Genomic DNA, 19,420 nt, shown 5'->3' with positions numbered 1-19,420 from the left:
TCGCACAGTCGCGCGCGTTGCGGTAACGCAGCACCAGACCAAAGCAGCAAGGATCCCAGGACCGATGACCGACCTTTCCACTGACCTGACGCCTGTGCTCGATCATGTCGATCGCGCGCTTGAGGAAAGCCTGTCGCGCCTGTTCGGCCTGCTGCGTATTCCCAGTGTCTCCACCCGGCCCGAACATGCCGGCGACTGCCGTGCGGCGGCGCAGTGGCTGTGCCGTGAGCTTGAGGAGATCGGTTTTTCCGCCCGCGTGTGCGAAACGCCGGGCCATCCGGTGGTCGTCGCCCATGACCGCACCCCGCCCGAAGGCCCGCATGTCCTGTTCTATGGCCATTACGACGTGCAGCCTGTCGATCCGCTGAACCTGTGGCACAGCGACCCGTTCGAACCCGTCATGGTGACGCGCGATGACGGCGCGCGCCAGATCGTCGCGCGCGGCGCGTCCGACGACAAGGGACAGGTCATGACCTTCATCGAGGCCCTGCGCGCCATTCGCGCGACACGGGGTACGATGCCGGTGCGCATCTCCCTCGTCATCGAGGGGGAGGAGGAAAGCGGCGGCCCCAACCTCGTGCCGTTCCTGATGGAACATCGCGACGAACTCGCCGCCGATATCGGCCTGATCTGCGATACCGGCATGCTGGGCGCGACACCCGCCGTCACCACCGCCCTGCGCGGCATGGTGGGGGAGGAGGTGACCCTGAAATGCGCCACGCGCGACCTGCATTCGGGCATTTACGGCAATGCCGCGCGCAACCCGATCGAACTGCTGTGCACGATCCTTGCCTCCGTGCGGGATCATGAAAGCGGTCGCGTCACGCTGCCGGGATTTTACGAAGGCGTGCGCGAACCTTCCCCCGAACTGCGCGCGCGCTGGCGCGAGATCGCGCCCGATGACGCGACCTTCCTCGGTGCGGTCGGCCTGTCGCAGCCTGCGGGGGAGAAGGGCTACACCGCCATAGAGCAGACATGGTGCCGCCCGAGTTTCGAGATCAACGGCATTTCCGGCGGCTATACGGGGGAGGGGTTCAAGACGGTCCTGCCCGCGATGGCGTCGGCCAAGGTGTCGTTCAGCCTTGTCGCGGGGCAGGACCCGGTGCGGGTGCGCGAAAGCTTCTGCAGCCATGTGCGCGCCGCCCTGCCACAGGACTGCACGGTGGAATTCGCCCCCCATGGCGGGTCGGGCGCGTGTGTCGTGGCCGATGACGCCACCGGCCTGCGTCCGGCCATTGCGGCGCTGGGGGCGGAATGGGGCGTGCCTGCCGTCACCATCGGATGTGGCGGGTCCATTCCCGTCGCCGCGGACATGCGCAACATCCTTGGCATGTCCGCGCTGCTGATCGGGTTCGCGCAGGATGATGACCGCGCCCATTCCCCGGACGAGAAATATGACCTCGTCTCCTTCCACAAGGGCATCCGGTCGTGGGTGCGCATCCTGCACGCCATCGCGGCAGGGGCGCAGGGCTGACGACGGGAGGTACGGCCGATGTCCGACATGCTGGCCCTGACGATGGGCGACCCGGCGGGGATCGGCCCGGAAATCACGGTGGGCGCGTGGCGCGCGCTGCACCGGCAGGGTCCGGCCTTCGTCGTGATCGGTGATCCCGATATCCTGACCCGCGCGGGGGGGCAGGTGCGCGTGGTGCCTGACGTGGCGGCGGCGCGCGCTGCATTTGCCGACGCGATTCCCGTCCTGCCGCTGTCGCTTGCCGCCCCGGTGACGCCGGGCCATCCCGACAGCGCCAATGCCGGGGCCATCACCGGCAGCATCGCGCGCGCCGTGTGCATGGCGCTGTCGGGGGAGGTCGCGGGCGTCGTCACCAATCCCATCAGCAAGGTCGTGCTGCGCCGGGCGGGTTTTCCTCATCCGGGCCATACCGAATATCTGGGTGAACTGTGTGATGCGCCGGGGCGCGAGGTCATGATGCTGGCCTGCCCGTACCTGCGGGTGGTGCCGGTGACGGTCCATGTCGCGCTGCGCCGGGCGATTGCGGAACTGGATACATCGGGCATCATCCGTGCGACGCGCACTACGCATGCCGCGCTGCGCCGGGATTTCGGCATTGATGCACCACGCATCGCGGTTGCGGGCCTCAACCCGCATGCGGGCGAGGGCGGCACGATGGGCACGGAAGAACGCGACATCATCATCCCCGCGATCGAGGCCCTGCGGGCGGAGGGCATGGACATCACCGGCCCGTGGCCGCCCGATACGATGTTCACGCCCACGGCGCGCGCGCGTTATGATGTGGCGATGTGCATGTACCATGACCAGGGACTGATCCCGCTCAAGACACTGGACATGGCGCAGGGGGTGAATGTGACGCTCGGCCTGCCGGTCATCCGCACGTCCCCCGATCACGGCACGGCCTTTGATATCGCGGGCCATGGCACCGCCGACCCGTCAAGCCTGGTGGCGGCGATGCGCATGGCCGCCGAAATGGCAGTACACAGGAACAGGTCATGACATCTTTCCCGCGTCACCCGCAGCGTCTGGGTGTGAATATCGACCATGTCGCCACCGTGCGGAATGCGCGCGGCGGGGCCGACCCGGACCCCGTGCGCGCGGCCCTGCTGGCGCAGGCGGCGGGTGCGGACGGCATTACCGCCCATCTGCGGGAGGACCGGCGGCATATCCGCGACCGTGACCTGTCACGCCTGCGCGCGGAACTGGCGATCCCGCTGAACATGGAAATGGCCGCAACGCCAGAGATGGTCGGGATCGCCACCAGCCTGCGCCCGCATGCGTGCTGCCTTGTTCCCGAACGGCGAGAGGAAGTCACGACAGAGGGCGGCCTTGATGTCGCGGGGACGGAGACGGCGCTGTCCGCGCATGTCGCGCGCCTTCGGGATGCGGGGATACGTGTCTCCCTGTTCATCGACCCGGATGCGGAACAGATCGCGGCGGCCACGCGCGTTGGCGCGGCGGTGGTGGAACTGCATACCGGGGCCTATGCCGGGGCCGTGGGCGAGGATGCGCAGGTGCGTGAACTGGCGCGGATCGCCCGTGGGGCGACGCTGGCCGCATCCATGGGGCTGGAGGTGCATGCGGGCCATGGGCTGAGTTACGACAATGTCGCACCGATTGCCGCGCGGCCGGAAATCGTTGAACTCAATATCGGTCATTTCCTGATCGGGCAGGCGATTTTCGATGGCCTGCCCGTCGTCATCCGTCACATGAAGGGCCTGATGGCCCATGCCCGTAACAGGACGGAGCAGGACGGGGCGGCCTCCCCCATGGAAGATGACGGATAGAAGTTTTTGGTGAAGCTTTTTTTTAAAAGCTTCAAAAGGCACTTTCTCCTCAGGGCTCTGCCCTGAAACCCGCCAAAGGGCATTGCCCTTTGGAAACCATGACTTCCGGACGACCCGGCGCGGGGGTCAGCCGCCCGTGCCGCCGATCGTCAGGCCGGTCATCTTCAGCGTCGGCTGTCCCACGCCCACCGGTACGCCCTGCCCGGACTTGCCACAGGTGCCGATCCCGGGGTCAAGGGCGGGTTCCTGCCCGATCATGGTGACCTTGGTCATCGCATCAGCGCCATTGCCGATCAGGGTCGCGCCACGGACCGGTGTGGTGATCTTCCCGTCTTCGATCAGGTAGGCTTCCGACGCGGCGAAGACGAACTTGCCGGAGGTGATGTCCACCTGCCCGCCGCCGAAATTGACGGCGTACAGCCCGCGCTTCGTCGTGCGGATCATGTCCTCCGTCGTGGCGTCACCGCCCAGCATGATGGTGTTGGTCATGCGCGGCAGGGGCGCATGGGCATAGGATTCGCGCCGTCCGTTCCCGGTGGGCCGTACCCCCATCAGGCGCGCGTTCAGCCGGTCCTGGAGGTAGCCGGTCAGGATCCCGTCCTCGATCATGACGGTGCGGCCCGTGGGCGTGCCCTCATCATCGACCGTCAGGCTGCCGCGACGTTCGGGCAGGGTGCCGTCATCGACCACCGTCACGCCGGGAGCAGCCACGCGCTGGCCCATCAGGCCGGCGAAGGCGGAGGTGCCCTTGCGGTTGAAATCTCCCTCCAGCCCATGGCCCACGGCCTCATGCAGCAGGATGCCGGGCCAGCCTGCGCCCAGCACGACCTCCATTTCCCCCGCAGGCGCCGGGGCGGCGTCAAGGTTGACGAGCGCCATGCGCAGCGCCTCGTCCACGGCGGGTTTCCACACGGCGGCATCCAGCAGGCGGGTATAGGCATACCGCCCGCCAAGCCCGTGCCCGCCACTTTCGCGGCGGCCGTCCTTTTCCACCACGACCGAGACATTCATGCGCACCAGCGGGCGGATGTCGGCCACGCGCTGCCCGTCGGGACGGATGATCTGCACCGCCTGCCACTGCGCCGACAGCGACGCCATGACCTGCACCACGCGCGGGTCGCGCGCGCGGGCATAGGCGTCGAGTTCCGACAGCAACGCCGCGCGTGAGGCGAAGTCCGTCTCCCCCAGCGGGTTGAGGGTGGGGTAAAGCCGGTGGTTCGTCGCCTGCGGCCCCACCGCCAGCGTGCCGCTGCGTCCCGCGCGGATCTGCGCCACGGTTTCACCGGCGCGGCGGATGGCGCTTTCGCTGATTTCGTCCGAATGGGCGAATCCGGTTTCCTGGTCGATCACCGCACGCAGGCCAAAGCCGGAGGAGGTGTCGAAGGTTGCCGAACGGATCACCCCCTCGTCGAGGGAGATCATCTCGCTTTCGCGGTATTCCAGGAACAGTTCGCCGTCATCCATGCCCGACAGCGCCTGCTGGACAAGGCGTTCGGCCTCCGTCCGGCCAAGGCGTGCGTCGGCGCGTTCGAAAAACAGGCTGTCCGTGGTGGCCAGGGGGGACGGGGTGGGGTCAGGCGACATCGGGAATACTCCGCGGGTAACGGGAACGTGGCCACGCCCCGGTGGCAGGGCGTCGTGCGACGCGGGAAGGGCGGGGCGTGCATGGCCATGCCCCCGAATCATAATGCCATTGCCGTCGGGACGAAACCGTACATCGCGGATGCGGCGGAAAAGGGGCGCAACATGAACTGGACATAAACTGGACACAATAAAAAATGAACTTCCCTCCATGTAGGCGGTTTTTCTTTTCGTTCCCTTCGCATGCAGGGCATGGTGTGGGGTATATGCGGTCCCAACAGCGTGGAGTTCAGACGTCTCGTGAATGTTTCCCTCATGGCCGGTTCGGCCCTGTCGCGTCCGGCCGCGTGCTGCGCCGGCACCGCGCTGGTCGCGCTCGTGTCATCAGTGAGTCCAGCCCTTTCGCAGGAAGTCCGTCAGGACGCACCAATCCCTTCGCAGGCTTCCGTCGCAGCATCTCTCCCTGCCGCTTCCGTCCCCGCCGTCCCCGCGCAGCCCCATGCGGAAGGGACAGTAGCGGCAGGTCCGATGATGCCCCCGGTGTCCGCTCCGGCGGCGTCTGCTACGGCTTCCGGCACGCCCCCGGTCACGGCGCCCGCGCCAGCCGCCGCCGCGCCGCCGCCTGCCACGCCGTCTCCCGCTGCTCCCGCCGCATCTTCCACGCCTGCCACCCCCGCGCCTGCATCGACGCCCGCCGTGTCCCCGGCGGCTTCCGCGCCTGCGGCCCCACCTGCCGCGACAACGCCGGATGACGATTCCTATGCCGCGCCGACGCCGCAGGGACTGGGGGGCGAGGGCATGGCGGTCCCGGCATCCGCACCGTCCGCCACCGCCGCCGATGGCACGAAGGCGACGTCGCCCGCGGCCCATGTCGATACGCCCGCAGGCATCCTTGCCCCCACGCCACAGGACGGGCACAGGGAGGAACTTGCCGGCTCGCACATGGTTCCCCCCGCCAATGCCCTGCTGACGGAGGCGGCGGCGCCGGTGACCATCACGCAGGACCTGCGCCCGCCATCGGTCGTGCTTGACGGCCTGTTCGAGGATATTGCCCGCGCGCATATCTATACCGACGCCAAGACGGCGGTGGACGCCATCCCCGACGAGTCGCCCGAGGACCTGCTGGCGCAGTACAGGGCGGCGAAGGTGCGCCCGGATTTCGTGCTGAAGGATTTCGTCAGCCAGCATTTCACCCTGCCGGAACGCAAGACCGTCACCTACCAGCGCAGCCCCAATGAAAACGTGCGCGATTACATCATGGGCATGTGGGACGTGCTGCAGCGTCCGCCCGACACGCAGGTGCAGTACTCGTCGCAGCTACCGCTGCCCTATACCTATGTCGTGCCCGGTGGCCGTTTCAGCGAACTGTATTACTGGGACAGCTACTTCACCATGATCGGCCTGTATGAAGACGGGAAGATCGACCTGATGCGCGACATGGTGCGCGACATGGCATCGATGATCGACCGCTATGGCCATATCCCCAACGGTAGCCGCACCTATTACCTCAGCCGTTCGCAGGCGCCGTTCTTCTCCCTGATGGTCGATCTGCTGGCGATGCATGACGGGCAGATCGCCTACACCACGTTCCTGCCGGAACTGCAGGCGGAATATGACTACTGGATGGATGGCGCGGATTCGGTCGCACCGGGCGGGGCGTACCGGCATGTCGTGCGCCTGCCCGACGGGACGGTGATGAACCGCCACTGGGATGATCGCGATTCGCCGCGCGACGAAAGCTATCCCGAAGACCTCGCCACGGCGGCGTCGCAGTCGGCGCGCAAGCCGGAGGAGGTCTATCGTGACCTGCGCGCCGGGTCGGAAACGGGATGGGACTTCTCCTCGCGCTGGCTGGCGGACGGGCATACGCTGTCAACCATCCACACGACGGAACTGCTGACGGTGGAACTGAACTGCCTGATCCCGCATCTGGCGCAGACGCTGTCGCATGCCTATGCCCTGAAGGGGGACAAGGAAGCGTCCGCACGGTATGCGAAGATCGCGGACGAACGGGTCGCCGCCATGCAGCGCATCCTGTGGGATGAACGTCGCGCCGCCTATATCGACTATGACTGGAAGAAGGGCGAATCGACCTCCATCCTGTCGGGGGCGACGGCCATGCCGCTGTTCCTGCAGATGTCGACCCCCGAACAGGCCAAGGCCGTGGCGGAGACGATCCGCAAGAACCTGCTGAAGGTCGGGGGCCTGATCGCCACCGAACGCACCAACAGCGGGCAGCAGTGGGACGCCCCCAATGGCTGGGCCCCGCTGCAGTGGATGGCGGTCAAGGGCCTGAACCAGTACGGGTACGACGAACTGGCCAGCGACATTGCCGCGCGCTGGATGGGGCGCGTGATCGGCACGTACGAAAAATCGGGCGTGCTGCTGGAAAAATATGACGTCTCCAACCCCTATATCAGCCCCAAGGGGGGCAAGGGTGGTGGCGAATACCCGATGCAGATCGGCTTTGGCTGGACCAATGGCACGCTGTTGGGCCTGATGGACCGTTACCCGCAGAATACCCGCGTGGTGCTGGATCATAACCCGGCCGCCGACCTGCCGGACCGTCCGGTGGCCCATGCTCTGCCACCCATGAACGCCTATGGCGTGCAGAGCGACAAGGCCACGATCAACAGCTACAACCTGCCGACCACGACCCTGACGCCGCGCCCGGTCGCGCCGACGCCGTCCCTGCCGCAGGTGTCGAGCGTGGGCGAAAGCGCGCCCACCCCGCCGTCGAGCGCGCCGCCGGTCCAGCCGTCCGCACCCCCGACGCCCGCCCCTGCAACGGCGACTCCGACAGCGGCCACCCCTGCGGAGGCCGCGTCAAAATCGGCCGCCGCGCCCGCGCCCGCCGATACGTCCTCTGGCGCACAGGCACAGGCAACGGCGCAGCCCCCCGCCACCGCACCTGCGGCACCTGCCGCCGATCATGCGGCCGGGGCGCAGGACGCGGTTGCGCCCGCGACCTCCACGGCTGCCTCCCCGGCTCCGGCTGCGCAGCCGCCAGCGGGGGCTTCGGCCGTGCCGCCGGGGAGTGCTGCTCCTGCCGCGCAGCCGAAGGCGCAGCAGGACGAGGCCACGCCAACCCTGCCGCCGCATATCACCGATGTGCCAAAGGATAATTCCGCCGCATCACAACCTGTCGCGCATTAAGCGCGTCAGGGGGCGGGATCGCGGGCCCTGCCCGGACCCGGCAGGGACCACAGGCCCATGCACCCCGGTTCATCAGGTACAGTGTCAGGCGGCAGCCGGTCATAAAAGAATGCCGCCTTTCAAAAAAAGGCGGCACCCAGAACTTTTATTATTTTATCAGCCGGTTACCCCACCATCAGGCGTCAGACCCGGCCAACCCCGCGCAGGCGGTGCAGCACCACGATCGCGGTGGTCAGCAGCAGCGCGGCGCAGGTCTGGTGCACCGTGGCGGCCCAGACCGGCACCACCAGCAGCAGCGTGGTCACGCCCAGCGCATATTGCAGCAGCACGACCCACCCCATCAGCATCAGCGCGTCCTGTGCGGGCCGGCCCAGTTTTGGCGTGCGCAGGCCAAGGAAGATCGTCACACCGATCAGCATCGCCGTGGCGGTCGCCAGCAGGCGGTGGTCGAACTGGATGGCGGGGATGTTCTGGAACCAGTTGAGCCAGAAGGGATGCAGTCGCGCATATCCCGCCGGGATCAGGTGCCCGTCCATCAGCGGGAAGGTGTTGTACGAAAAGCCCGCATGCGTCCCGGCGGTGAACCCGCCCGCGATGACGGTAATGCCGATGATGCAGCAGATGGCCCACGCCAGGCGGTGGATACGCACGACCTCCGGTGTTGCGGGGATGAACACCGGTTCCGGCGCACGGGTCGAAAGCGCGGTCCACAGGATGGCGATATACAGCGCAAAGGCGCAGCACAGATGCAGCACGAGGCGCACGGGCGCCACGGCGGTGCTGTCGGGATTGAAGCCCGAGGCCACCATGAACCACCCGATCGCACCCTGCAGTCCGCCCAGCACGAAGAACAGCAGCAGGCGCGCGATCAGGCGGCGCGACAGGACGCCGGTGACGGCGAACCAGATCAGGGGGATCAGCAGGACCATCCCCATCAACCGCCCCCAGAAGCGGTGGATCCATTCCGCCCAGAAGATCTGCTGGAACCCGGCAAGGCCGAATCCGTCATGCAGGATCTTGTACTGGGGGATGGTCTTGTACAGTTCGAACTGCCGTTCCCATTCCGCATGCGACAGCGGCGGGATCATGCCGGTGATCGGCCGCCAGTCCATGATGGACAGGCCCGACCCCGTCAGGCGGGTATACCCGCCGAGCGCGATCATGCCGAGCAGCATGAAGCAGATGGCGAACAGCCAGTTCGAGACCCGGCGGCGGTCATGCGCGCTGGCCGGGAAAACGGAGTCGCGGCCCTTGGCGAGGCCAGAGGAAGGATGTGCGGACATAGGCCGGATTTAGACTGGCCTTGCACGCCGCCGCAAGGCAATGCTAGGGCGCTGGTAAGGTTTTCGTGTCTGCCGCACGTCCACGGCATGACTGGCGTGCGTGCCCGCGCCACATATATCGCAACAGAGGATGTCTTTCCCCGCGTGACGCGATCATGCCGCCCCCCGCCCTCCGTGGCCCATGCCCCTTCCGGTACCCCGTCTTCCGCCGCCGCGCCGCGTGCGGGCCTGGGCGTGCTGCTGCGTCCCGCGCTGATGGTCGCCCTGGCGGTGGCGGTGGTGGTCGCGGTGCGCGCGATACCGGGACTGCGCACGGGGCTGGAGATGGGGCCGGGCAATGTCGCCATGCTGCGTGACGGGATATGGGGGCGGGTGTGGTTCGTGCTGGCGGGGACGGCGTTCTGCGCGCTGGGCCTGCCACGCCAGGCGGTGTGCCTTGCGGCGGGCATGGCCTATGGCACGGCGGCGGGCATGGCGCTGGCCACCTGCGCCACGGTTGCGGGGGGAATGGCGGATTTCATGGTCGCGCGGGCGATGGGGCGCATGGGGGGGGGCGCACGCCTGCCGCCACGTGTGCGCGACATGTGCGCGCGTCTGGGCCGCCCCCTGCGTGAGCGGACATTTAGCTGCGTGCTGGTGCTGCGCCTGCTGCCGGTGGGGTCTGCCATGATGCTCAGCATCGCGGCGGGCCTTGCGGGTGCGCGGGCGGCAGGGTTCATCGCCGCCACGCTGCTGGGCAGCCTGCCGCAGACGGTGGTGTTCGTCCTGGTCGGTGGCGGGACGGAAGTGAACCATCAGTGGCAGGTTGCGTTGGCTGTCGTGCTGTTCGTGATTTCGGGCCTTGGCGGGGTGTGGCTGCTGCGTGCCAGCAGGATCGCGCGTGCCGATCGTACCACATGAACACTTTGAAAAAATGTTTTAGGTATCGTCGTGTTTTTCTGTCTTCACGGATGGTTGACGCGACGCGCATGCACGCGCGATACCTTCGGTGAGCGAAACGCTGGAATGCCGGAATAGAGGATGAAAATTTCCGGTGTCCTCGGCTAGATACTTTCGCAATCCTTGCTTCCCTTGATTTCTGGAGTGCCGTCATGGGCTCTTCCGCACTCGCGGCGCAGTCGTCCGATGCATCCGTTGGCAAGACAGCCGGACGGTCCATGGGATGGATTGCCATCCTGCTGGGGGTCCTGACGGCGGTCGGGCCCGTTTCGACGGATATCTACCTGCCTGCCTTCCCCGAACTGGAAAAGTCGCTGCATGCGCGCACCGGTTCCGCGCAGATGACGCTGGCGATCTGGCTCGTGGGCCTTGCGATCGGGCAGATCACGATGGGTCCCGTCTCCGACCGGTTCGGCCGGCGCATCCCGATGCTGCTGGGGACGTTCGTCTATACGCTGGCCTCCGTCGGGTGCGCGGTGGCGACGGACATCTATACCTTCTCGGCCTTTCGCCTTGTCGCGTCGCTTGGCGCTTCGGCCAGCCTGATCATCCCCAGCGCGTGCGTGCGCGACATGTCGCATGGCAATGAATCCGCACGCATGATGTCGCGCCTTGTGCTGGTGATGGGGGTCGTGCCGATCCTTGCGCCCACGCTGGGGGGCATGGTGCTGTCGTTCACGACATGGCGGTCGATCTTCTGGGCGGCGGCGGTCTATGGCGTGGTGTGCATGCTGCTGATCTGGCGCGTCCTGCCTGAAACGCTGAAGCCTGAAAACCGCAGCGAACTGTCGCCGGTGACACTGTGCAGCCGCTATCTGCTGCTGGTGCGTGACCGCGGGTTCTTCACCAATGCGATGATCGCCGGTTTCTCGTGCTTCATGTCCTTTACCTACCTGTCGGCCGCGCCGTCGGTGTTCATTCACCAGTTCGGCCTGTCGCCCGCGCATTTCGGCATGATGTTCGGCGTATTCGCCGTGTGCATGATCGGCGCGTCGCAGTTGAACGGCATGCTGGTGGGGCGGATCGACGCGGCGCGCATCCTTGGTGTGTCGGTCATCATCGCGCTTGTCGGCACGATCGGCATGACGCTGGTCGCCAGCCTGATTTCGGAAACGACGAAGGCGGGGGGGCATCCCTCCATCGGGCTGATGATCGCGCTGGTGGGGACGATGATGTTCTCGCTCGGCACGACCGGGATCATCGGGCCGAACGCGACGGTGGGCGCACTGGCGGATCATCCGCGTCTGGCGGGAAGTGCTTCGGCCTTCGTCGGGACGCTGCAGTACGTGCTGGGCGCGCTGGCGGGGGCGATCGTCGGCATGCTGCCGTCGAACTCCCCCATTCCCATGGCGGCGGTGATGATGGGGGGGGCTGTGGTCATGCTGCTGATGGTGGTGCTGCGTCCGCGCCGCCCGGCCGATGCCCCCGCGGCGGAGGCCACGACGGCAGGCAGGGCCAGGCCATAATGTCTGGCGCACGCACGGGCGGTCTGCGACAAAAGCGGCCATGACGGGGTTGCCGTCCGGCGACCCGGCCGCTACAGGCGACGTGCATCGCGCGCCCGTGACCACGGGCGTAATTTACGGGACCGGGATGTCCGTCGGACGTCGCGGCCCGGAACAGGTTTGCGGGAATATAGACAGGCCATGACGACTCCCACCATTGATCTGAAGCAGTACATCCGGGGCATTCCCGATTTTCCGAAGCCGGGTATCCTGTTCTACGATATCTCGACGCTGATGCGGAATGCGGATGCCTGGCAGATCGCGATGGGGCGTCTGACGGCGGCGGTCGCGCCGTGGTCGGTCGATGTGCTGGCGGCCATTGAATCGCGCGGCTTCCTGACGGCGGCCCCGCTGGCCAGCCGCCTTGGCTGTGGCCTTGTGATGCTGCGCAAGCCGGGCAAGCTGCCGGGCGAGACGATTTCCTATGACTATGACCTCGAATACGGCAAGGATTCGCTGCATATCCAGGCCGATGCGATCACGCCGGGACAGCGCGTGGTCGTGATGGACGACCTGCTGGCGACCGGGGGCACGCTTGCCGCCTCCATTGCGCTGCTGCGCAAGGTCGGCGCGGAGGTCGTGGGGGCTGCCACGCTGATCGAACTGACCGGGCTTGGGGGGCGTGACCGCCTTGATGTGCCGGTCAGGACGCTGGTGGCTTACGACGACTGATCGGTATCGCTGCTTTGCCGGCGGGGCCGTCTTGCAATATACAGTTTCATGAACGCTGATATACCGGACATCACATGTCGGTGTTGCGGCAACACGTGTAAAGTGTACCTGAAACTGCATAGCCGTTTTTCATATCTCATGGAGCGCGGATGCCGGGATGAATAGTCTTGAGCTCTCCCTGATCCAGTTCCAGACCCGGATCGTCGCCTTCCTGCGGCGTCTGTGGCCCCCTGGGGCCACGATCCGGCAGGATCACATGCGCTGGCTGTTCGCGCCGGGGCTGTTTACCTTCGGCTATGCCCTGCGTACGACCATCACCTCGCTGATCGCGCTGGGGATTGCGCTGTGGTGGGAACTCGGCAGCCCGCAATGGGCGGCGCTGACGGTGTGGATGGTCGCGCAAGGGTCGCGCGGCAAGAGCGTGGCCAAGGCGCGATGGCACCTGTTCGGCATGGTGGTGGGCACGATCTGCGCCGTGCTGCTGGTCGCGGCGTTCCCGCAGGCGCCGCTGATGTTCATCCTGCTGCTTGCGGGCGGGATCGGGATGTTCTGCTTTATCGGCACGTTGCTGCCCGGCCCCGCGACGATGACGAATTACCGCATCCACGGCATGCGGGCCAGCGGGTTTACCTACGCCATCATCTCGCTCGACGGGATTGCCGATCCGCAGCACATCTTCATGACCGCGATGTCGCGCGCGACCTATATCGTGCTGGGCATCGTGCTGGAAAGCACCGTCTCCTCCCTGTTCCAGTACCGGCTGGGCAAGCGGGCGCAGGACCGGTTGACCGCCAATTTCCTGACGGCCATCGACGGGGCGGGCCAGACGCTGGCCTCCCTGCTGGCGGGGGAGCATGATGTCCTGCGCAGGTCGCGGCAGGTCTTTGCCAATATCACGAGCCTGAGTGACCAGATCGAGTTCGCCGAGGTAGAAATGGGCGCCCAGCGCGGGCATGAGGGCGATCACGCACGCGCGGCCCTTGCCCGGGTGGCGATGCTGCTGTCGCGCGGCTTGGACCTTGCGGCGCTGATGCATATCCCCGGCAACATTCCCGGCGCGGCCTTCAACGCCACATCGGCCAAGGTGCAGGCATTCCTGCGTGATATGGTCGGGCAGTTGGAAATGACGGATGACATCCATCCCGTCCTTGCCGAACTTGCCACGTTGCAGGCGGAATGCCGCCAGAGTGTCGCCGATTCCATCGAAGATGAAATGGGCAGCGACACCCGCGACCCGGCCTCGCCCGCCGTTGCGCATATCCTGGAGCAGCAGCGGATGCTGCATTACGGGCTTGGCGAGATGCTCGATGAGCTTGAACAGGCCATCATCCAGTTCGACGCCAGCCGCCATACGCTGCGCCATGACCATTTCCATTACCGGATCAAGACGTTCCGCGACTGGCAGCAGGCCTTTACCAACAGCCTGCGCGCCTCTGTCACCATTTTCGGGGCCGGCCTGATCTGGATTGCGACGGCATGGTCGTCCGGCCTGACCTTCATCATGTTCGTCTCCATCGTGTGCAGCCTGTTCGCGACGCTGGAGAAGCCCGCACTTGCGACCAAGGCGTTCCTGGGTGGTGCGATCTGGGCCAGCGTGATGGCCGGTGTGCTGGTCCTGTGGGTGCTGCCCACGCCCTCCACCTATGAAGTCATGGCCATGTGCCTGATGATCCCGATGCTGATGGGCGGGCTGGCCTTTGCCTATCCGGTGCTGATTCTGGGGGCGGTGTCATACAACCTGTTCATGCCGATCCTGCTGGGGCCGGGGAACCAGTCGCGACTGGACGAGGTCTCGTTCTTCAACACGGCGATGCCGCTGATCCTTGGCCTGTGGTACGCGATGTGGGTCTTCCGGCTGGTGCTGCCGTTCGATACCAACGACATGCGCTGGCAGATGCGTACCAGCATCCTGCGGGGCCTGCGTCACGTCGCGCACGCACGCACGCTGCCGACGACGCTGTATGTGGTGGAACGCAATGTGGACCGTTTCGTGCGGCTGCTGACGAATGCGGAAAACACGCCCGACGTGATCATCGATTCCTACCTGCAGGGCATCCTGTCGGCCATGACGATCGGGCTGAACATCATCCGCCTGCGCGGGGTTCAGGAACGTAACCTCCTGCCACCGGGCGCGCAGCAGGTACTGGGCGAGATGATGGCCCGCATGGCACAGTTCAGCGGGCGTTACGGCGGGCATTATGGCCGCACCGCGCGGGCCACGAAGCTGGCGATCGCCCATATCCAGAGCATGACGCAGGAGGAAAGGAACCTTGGGGTCCGGCTGGAGATGAACGTGGCGCTGGTCTGCCTGTATGTGATTTCTTACGAACTCGACAACAACCAGAAATTCTTTGACGCCTCCAGCCCGTATCTGGACCCGGTCCTGAACTGACATTTAAAAGTTTCAAAGCACGCCGCCTCTTTCGATCGGAAGGCGGCACCCGGAATGTTGGTTCTGGACACAAAAAAAGGGCCAGGGGATTTCTCATCCCGCTGGCCCTCTGTCCTGTCTGGCCGTGTTATTCCGCGTTCTGGGCGGCGACGAATTTTTCCAGCCAGTGGATGGTGTAGTCACCCGACCGGAACTGCGGATCGTCAAGGATCTTCAGGTGCAGCGGGATCACCGTCTTCACCCCCTCGATCACGAACTCATCAAGGGCGCGGCGCATGCGCTGGATGGCCTCCAGACGGGTCGGCGCGCGCACGATCAGCTTGGCGATCATGCTGTCGTAATAGGGCGGGACGCGGTATCCGGCATACAGCGCGCTGTCCACGCACACGCCCAGGCCACCGGGCGGGTGGAAGACGCTTATGGTGCCGGGGGTGGGCATGAAGGTCTGCGGATCTTCGGCATTGATGCGACATTCGATCGCATGGCCGGAGAAGTGGATGTCCTTCTGGTCGTATCCCAGCGGTTCACCCGCCGCGATGCGGATCTGTTCACGCACGAGGTCCACGTCGCAGACCATTTCCGTCACCGGATGTTCCACCTGCAGGCGGGTATTCATCTCGATGAAGCAGAACTGCCCGTCCTGATACAGGAACTCCAGCGTGCCGGCGTTGCGATAGCCCAGCTTTTTCAGCGCCGAGGTCGCGATCTCGCCGATTTCGTCGCGCTGCTTCGCATCGAGCGCGGGCGACCCGGCTTCTTCGAGGAGCTTCTGGTGGCGACGCTGCAGGGAACAGTCGCGTTCCCCGAAATGCACGACATTGCCGTGCGTGTCCGCCATGATCTGCAGTTCGATGTGGCGCGGCCGGTCGAGGTATTTTTCCAGATACACCTCGTCATTGCCGAACGCGGCGCGGGCCTCGGTGCGGGCGACGCTCCATGCTTCCTCAAGGTCGTCGGCGGTGGTGGCAACCTTCATGCCGCGTCCGCCGCCGCCCGCCGCCGCCTTGATCAGCACGGGATAGCCGACCCTGTCGGCGACTTCGCGCGCCTGCTCCAGGTTTTCCAGCGCCCCGTCGGACCCCGGCACCAGCGGCACGCCAAGCGCGCGCATGGTGGTCTTGGCGGTGATCTTGTCACCCATCATGCGGATATGGTCGGCCGTCGGGCCGATGAAGGTCAGGCCGTGGGCTTCCACCGTTTCGGCGAAATCCGCATTTTCCGACAGGAAGCCATAGCCGGGATGGATCGCGTCCGCCCCGGTGATGGTGGCCGCCGACAGGATGGCCGCGACGTTCAGGTACGAATCGCGGCTGGCGGGCGGGCCGATGCACACGGCCTCATCCGCGAGGCGGACATGCATCGCATCCGAATCGGCCGTCGAATGCACGGCAACGGTGGGGATGCCCAGTTCGCGGCAGGCCCGCAGGATGCGCAGGGCGATCTCGCCGCGATTGGCGATCAGGATCTTGGAAAACATTACTCTATGATGGCCAGGACTTCGCCGTATTCAACAGGCTCGCCCGAGGGGACGAGGATCTTGGTCAGGGTGCCCGCGCGCGGGGCCTTGATCTGGTTGAAGGTCTTCATCGCCTCGATCAGCATCAGGGTCTGGCCCGCGACGACCTGCTGGCCTTCGGTCACGAAGGGGGGGGCCGACGGGTCGGGCGTCAGGTAGGCCACGCCGACCATCGGGCTGGTGACCGCGCCCGGATGCTTCGACAGGTCGGCGGGCGGGGCCGCGACGGGCACCGGGGCCGCGACCGGGGCGGGCGCTGCGACCGGCGGCGGCGGGGCGACGGCATGGGTCGCGGCCGGCGCCGCGCGCACGACACGGACGCGGCTGTCCTTTTCCGCGATCTCGATTTCGGTCAGGCCAGTTTCGGTCAGAATTTCGGCCAATGCCCGAATGGCATCCGCATCCACGAGCAGTCGGCTCATTGATCGTCCTCGTCCAGAATCATGTCGGTCATCGCATGAAGCGCCAGCGCGTACCCCCGCACGCCAAGCCCGCAGATGACGCCGATGGCGGCGCGGGAGACGTAGGAAGTATGGCGGAACGCCTCACGGCGATGGATGTTGGAAATATGGACCTCGATCACCGGCAGATCGACCGCCAGCAGGGCGTCAAGGACCGCGATGGAGGTATGGGAATAGGCCGCCGGGTTGATGATGATGCCACGTGCGCGGCCCCGGCATTCCTGAATCCATGAAACGAGTTCCCCTTCGCCGTTGGTCTGGCGGAAATCGATCGCCACGTCGAGCTGCTCCGCAGCCTGCACGCAGACCTGTTCGACATCATCAAGGGTTGCGACGCCGTACACTTCCGGCTGCCGCAGTCCAAGCATGTTGAGGTTCGGGCCGTTGAGAACGGCAATCAGGGGACGCTCCATAATGACAGGCGCCGTAGCATGCCCTTCGCTGCGATCCAAGCCTGTTCTGCATGCCATGGCGAATCGAACGCCGCCCATGCCGTCCCGTGGGCCTGGCGGATGTGCCCGCGCGGCATGTGGCGGACAGTTTCCCTATGTTAATGACATGAGGGATAGGAAATAATCCCTCAATAAATATAAAGCTGACTTTTGAAGTCATAATATACGGGATGGACGCATACCTGAATCGGGCTGGTCGCGTTCATGTATATTATGTAATGGTTCCCGCCATGACTGTCGGACCCCTTCATATACAGTCGCGAAAGCGGCGGCGGATACCGGATTTTCCGGCATGGGTCCTGTCATGTCTGCTGATGGTCTGCCTTGGCCTGATGTGTGGCGCCCGTGATGCCCATGCCCGGCATGCCAAACATGGCGTGCATCACGCCGTGGCCCGGCAGGGTGCGGCCACCCGGCACCATCATCACCATGCCCTGCGCCGTCTGCCCGGCCTGCCCCCGATGCACAGCGTTTCATCCACATGGTCGCAGCACGGACTGGCAAGCTGGTATGGCACCCATCGCGAAATCGGCCATCGCACGGCATCGGGGGATGTGTTCGACCCCATGGCGATGACGGCGGCGCACCGGCAGTTGCCGCTGGGCACACTGGTGCGGATTCGTTCGACCTCCACGGGGCGTTCGGTCATTGTCAGGATCAATGACCGCGGCCCCTATCGCGGCAGGAGGATCATCGACCTGTCGCCGGCGGCGGCGCGGATGATCGGCCTGCTCGACCGCGGGACGATGATGGTCGAGATTACGGCGCTTCCCCCGGGGGCTGCTTCGCAGGGGTAGTGGCCTCGGTCCCTGGCGCGTGGTGGGACTTGCGCGCGATGGACCATCCCTCCATCTGCGGGCCGTTGTCACGCAGGCACATCTGGATTTCCAGCCCGGCGTTGAGTTCCGCGCCCAGCAGCACGACATAGGCCGAGACGTAGAACCACATCATCGTCGCCACAAAGGCGCCAAGGGGTCCATAGGTCGCGCCATATCCGGCGATATGTCTGACGTAATAGGAAAACCCGAACGAGGTCAGCAGCCACAGCAGGGTCGCGGCCACCGAACCGGGCAGGATGCAGCGCCATGACGTGCTCTGCCGGTTGGGGCCGAATCGGTAGAGCAGCGAACATCCCGACAGCACGAACAGCAGCATCAGCGCCGGCCCGCCCATATGCACCAGCAGTTCGACCGACCCCGGCGGCGGGGCGAGCGAGAGCTTCTGCGGCAGGTAATCCAGCAGGATCGGCAGCGCCACCATCAGCGCCAGCGTCAGGATGCCGCCAAAGATCGCACACAGCGTCATGATCATGCCCATGGCCTGAAAGCGCAGGAAGCTGCGGGTTTCAGGCGTGTTATAGGCCACGTTCATCGCCAGCAGCAGCGAACGCGTCGCCGCCGAAGCCGACCACATGGCGATGGTGGTCGAGACGATCAGGTTCAGTGTCAGCGAGGAATGGGACTGTGCGACAAGGATGTGGATCCTCTCGCCGATCAGGTCGTATGCCGCGGGCGGCAGCAGGTTGCGCAGGACGACAAGCTGTGGCTCCACCGTCTGGGGATCGAACAGCAGCCCGTAGATGGAGATCATCGTGCTCATGGCCGGGAACAGCGACAGCGTGGCGTAGAACGCGCATCCCGCGGCCGCCAGCGTGATCTGGTCCGACGCGATGTTGGTGGCCACCTGTTTCATGACGGGCAGGATGTGACGGTGCAGGGCGTCATTCATGTCCGTGCCGTTCTTTGTGGCGCGTCCGGGGGTGGGCGGCGCGGGGGTGACGGAGGCCGCCACCTCGATCTGGTCTGGGGAAGAAGAGATCAATGCGTTGTCCAGGTTCTGGTCACTTGGGTCCCGGTGGCCGGGGCCGGTGGGCGACATGCTGCGTCCCCGGCCTCCCGTCCTGCCGGGGACGAAAAATGAATCACGACAATATTTTGGTCGATTTCGCCCACCTTAGAGCCCGATCCGAAAGTTTTCCAAGCTTGACAATGCCTTGCTGTCCGTCGTGTGAGCATGCGGATCGAGGCGATCAATGTCCATGCGGTTGAGGACGCAATGGACTTTTCCCAATCTTTGGCGAGCCGCCTGCACCGTCCCAGCCAGGCGAATGTCCGTTCCACCACCCAGCGACGCGGCAGGATCTGAAAGCCCTTCGTCGTATCGGACCGCCTGATGATTTCGAGGGTCCATTTTCCCATGGCG

At 65.6% G+C, this 19,420-nt stretch carries 15 protein-coding genes and 1 pseudogene; 9 read left to right on the top strand and 7 right to left on the bottom strand.

Annotation, left to right across the window (positions count from 1 at the left end; all coding sequences use genetic code 11):
• The first annotated feature begins 64 nt into the window (after positions 1-64).
• From CFR72_RS09985 to CFR72_RS09975, 3 genes are read left to right on the top strand one after another with little or no spacing between them, the layout of a single operon-like run.
• Positions 65-1,474, top strand: coding sequence for a M20/M25/M40 family metallo-hydrolase (locus CFR72_RS09985; RefSeq protein WP_110913810.1), 1,410 nt, complete (start codon positions 65-67; stop codon positions 1,472-1,474).
• 27 nt (positions 1,475-1,501) lie between these two features.
• Complete coding sequence (gene pdxA / locus CFR72_RS09980; protein ID WP_208630011.1) at positions 1,502-2,473, top strand: 4-hydroxythreonine-4-phosphate dehydrogenase PdxA; 972 nt, start codon at positions 1,502-1,504, stop codon at positions 2,471-2,473.
• Positions 2,470-3,261, top strand: coding sequence for a pyridoxine 5'-phosphate synthase (locus CFR72_RS09975; protein WP_110913808.1), 792 nt, complete (start codon positions 2,470-2,472; stop codon positions 3,259-3,261). Before pdxA ends, CFR72_RS09975 begins: the two co-directional genes overlap by 4 nt.
• A 126-nt stretch (positions 3,262-3,387) precedes the next feature.
• On the opposite strand, the gene tldD is transcribed toward CFR72_RS09975, so the two are convergent.
• Positions 3,388-4,845 carry a metalloprotease TldD gene (gene tldD / locus CFR72_RS09970; protein ID WP_110913807.1) on the bottom strand — a complete coding sequence of 486 codons (1,458 nt, stop codon included), beginning with the start codon at positions 4,843-4,845 and terminating at the stop codon, positions 3,388-3,390.
• Positions 4,846-5,640: 795 nt separating this feature from the next.
• On the opposite strand from tldD, the gene treF reads away from it, so the two are divergent.
• Complete coding sequence (gene treF / locus CFR72_RS09960; protein ID WP_110913833.1) at positions 5,641-7,998, top strand: alpha,alpha-trehalase TreF; 2,358 nt, start codon at positions 5,641-5,643, stop codon at positions 7,996-7,998.
• Between the two features lie 182 nt (positions 7,999-8,180).
• Here treF and CFR72_RS09955 read toward each other — a convergent pair whose 3' ends face one another.
• A complete protein-coding gene (locus tag CFR72_RS09955) occupies positions 8,181-9,281 on the bottom strand; it encodes a COX15/CtaA family protein (RefSeq protein ID WP_208630005.1) in 1,101 nt (366 codons plus the stop codon).
• Positions 9,282-9,368: 87 nt separating this feature from the next.
• Here CFR72_RS09955 and CFR72_RS18290 point away from each other — a divergent pair, with 87 nt between their 5' ends.
• The 4 genes from CFR72_RS18290 (at position 9,369) to CFR72_RS09935 (ending at position 14,789) form a co-directional block, all read left to right on the top strand.
• Entirely contained in the window at positions 9,369-10,181 is an 813-nt protein-coding gene (locus tag CFR72_RS18290) for a TVP38/TMEM64 family protein (protein WP_110913806.1), read from the top strand.
• A 191-nt stretch (positions 10,182-10,372) separates the two neighbouring features.
• Positions 10,373-11,686, top strand: coding sequence for a multidrug effflux MFS transporter (locus CFR72_RS09945; RefSeq protein ID WP_110913805.1), 1,314 nt, complete (start codon positions 10,373-10,375; stop codon positions 11,684-11,686).
• Positions 11,687-11,866: 180 nt separating this feature from the next.
• Entirely contained in the window at positions 11,867-12,397 is a 531-nt protein-coding gene (locus CFR72_RS09940) for an adenine phosphoribosyltransferase (protein ID WP_110913804.1), read from the top strand.
• 157 nt (positions 12,398-12,554) lie between these two features.
• Entirely contained in the window at positions 12,555-14,789 is a 2,235-nt protein-coding gene (locus CFR72_RS09935; RefSeq protein WP_110913803.1) for an FUSC family protein, read from the top strand.
• A gap of 127 nt (positions 14,790-14,916) precedes the next feature.
• On the opposite strand, the gene accC is transcribed toward CFR72_RS09935, so the two are convergent.
• From accC to aroQ, 3 genes are read right to left on the bottom strand one after another with little or no spacing between them, the layout of a single operon-like run.
• A complete protein-coding gene (accC, locus tag CFR72_RS09930) occupies positions 14,917-16,266 on the bottom strand; it encodes an acetyl-CoA carboxylase biotin carboxylase subunit (protein WP_110913802.1) in 1,350 nt (449 codons plus the stop codon).
• Positions 16,266-16,727: an acetyl-CoA carboxylase biotin carboxyl carrier protein gene (accB, locus tag CFR72_RS09925; protein WP_110913801.1), complete on the bottom strand. Its 462-nt coding sequence runs from the start codon at positions 16,725-16,727 to the stop codon at positions 16,266-16,268. The genes accC and accB overlap by 1 nt, the downstream gene beginning before the upstream one ends.
• Positions 16,724-17,179, bottom strand: coding sequence for a type II 3-dehydroquinate dehydratase (gene aroQ / locus CFR72_RS09920; protein ID WP_003616996.1), 456 nt, complete (start codon positions 17,177-17,179; stop codon positions 16,724-16,726). The genes accB and aroQ overlap by 4 nt, the downstream gene beginning before the upstream one ends.
• Before the next feature lie 269 nt (positions 17,180-17,448).
• On the opposite strand from aroQ, the gene CFR72_RS09915 reads away from it, so the two are divergent.
• The gene (locus CFR72_RS09915) at positions 17,449-18,015 is read left to right on the top strand and encodes a septal ring lytic transglycosylase RlpA family protein (protein ID WP_233044586.1); all 567 of its coding nucleotides are present in this window, start codon (positions 17,449-17,451) and stop codon (positions 18,013-18,015) included.
• Here the strand turns inward: CFR72_RS09915 and CFR72_RS09910 are convergent.
• Entirely contained in the window at positions 17,978-18,946 is a 969-nt protein-coding gene (locus tag CFR72_RS09910) for a YihY/virulence factor BrkB family protein (protein WP_110913831.1), read from the bottom strand. The two genes, CFR72_RS09915 and CFR72_RS09910, sit on opposite strands and share 38 nt — an antisense overlap.
• Before the next feature lie 257 nt (positions 18,947-19,203).
• Positions 19,204-19,420 (bottom strand): annotated as a pseudogene (locus CFR72_RS09905) (transposase); the annotation flags it as partial.

It is taken from the genome of Gluconacetobacter entanii (genome assembly GCF_003206495.1).
GTDB classification, from domain to species: domain Bacteria; phylum Pseudomonadota; class Alphaproteobacteria; order Acetobacterales; family Acetobacteraceae; genus Novacetimonas; species Novacetimonas entanii.
Note: the sequence above shows the minus strand (reverse complement) of the source record. Positions and strands in the feature narration are given on the sequence as shown.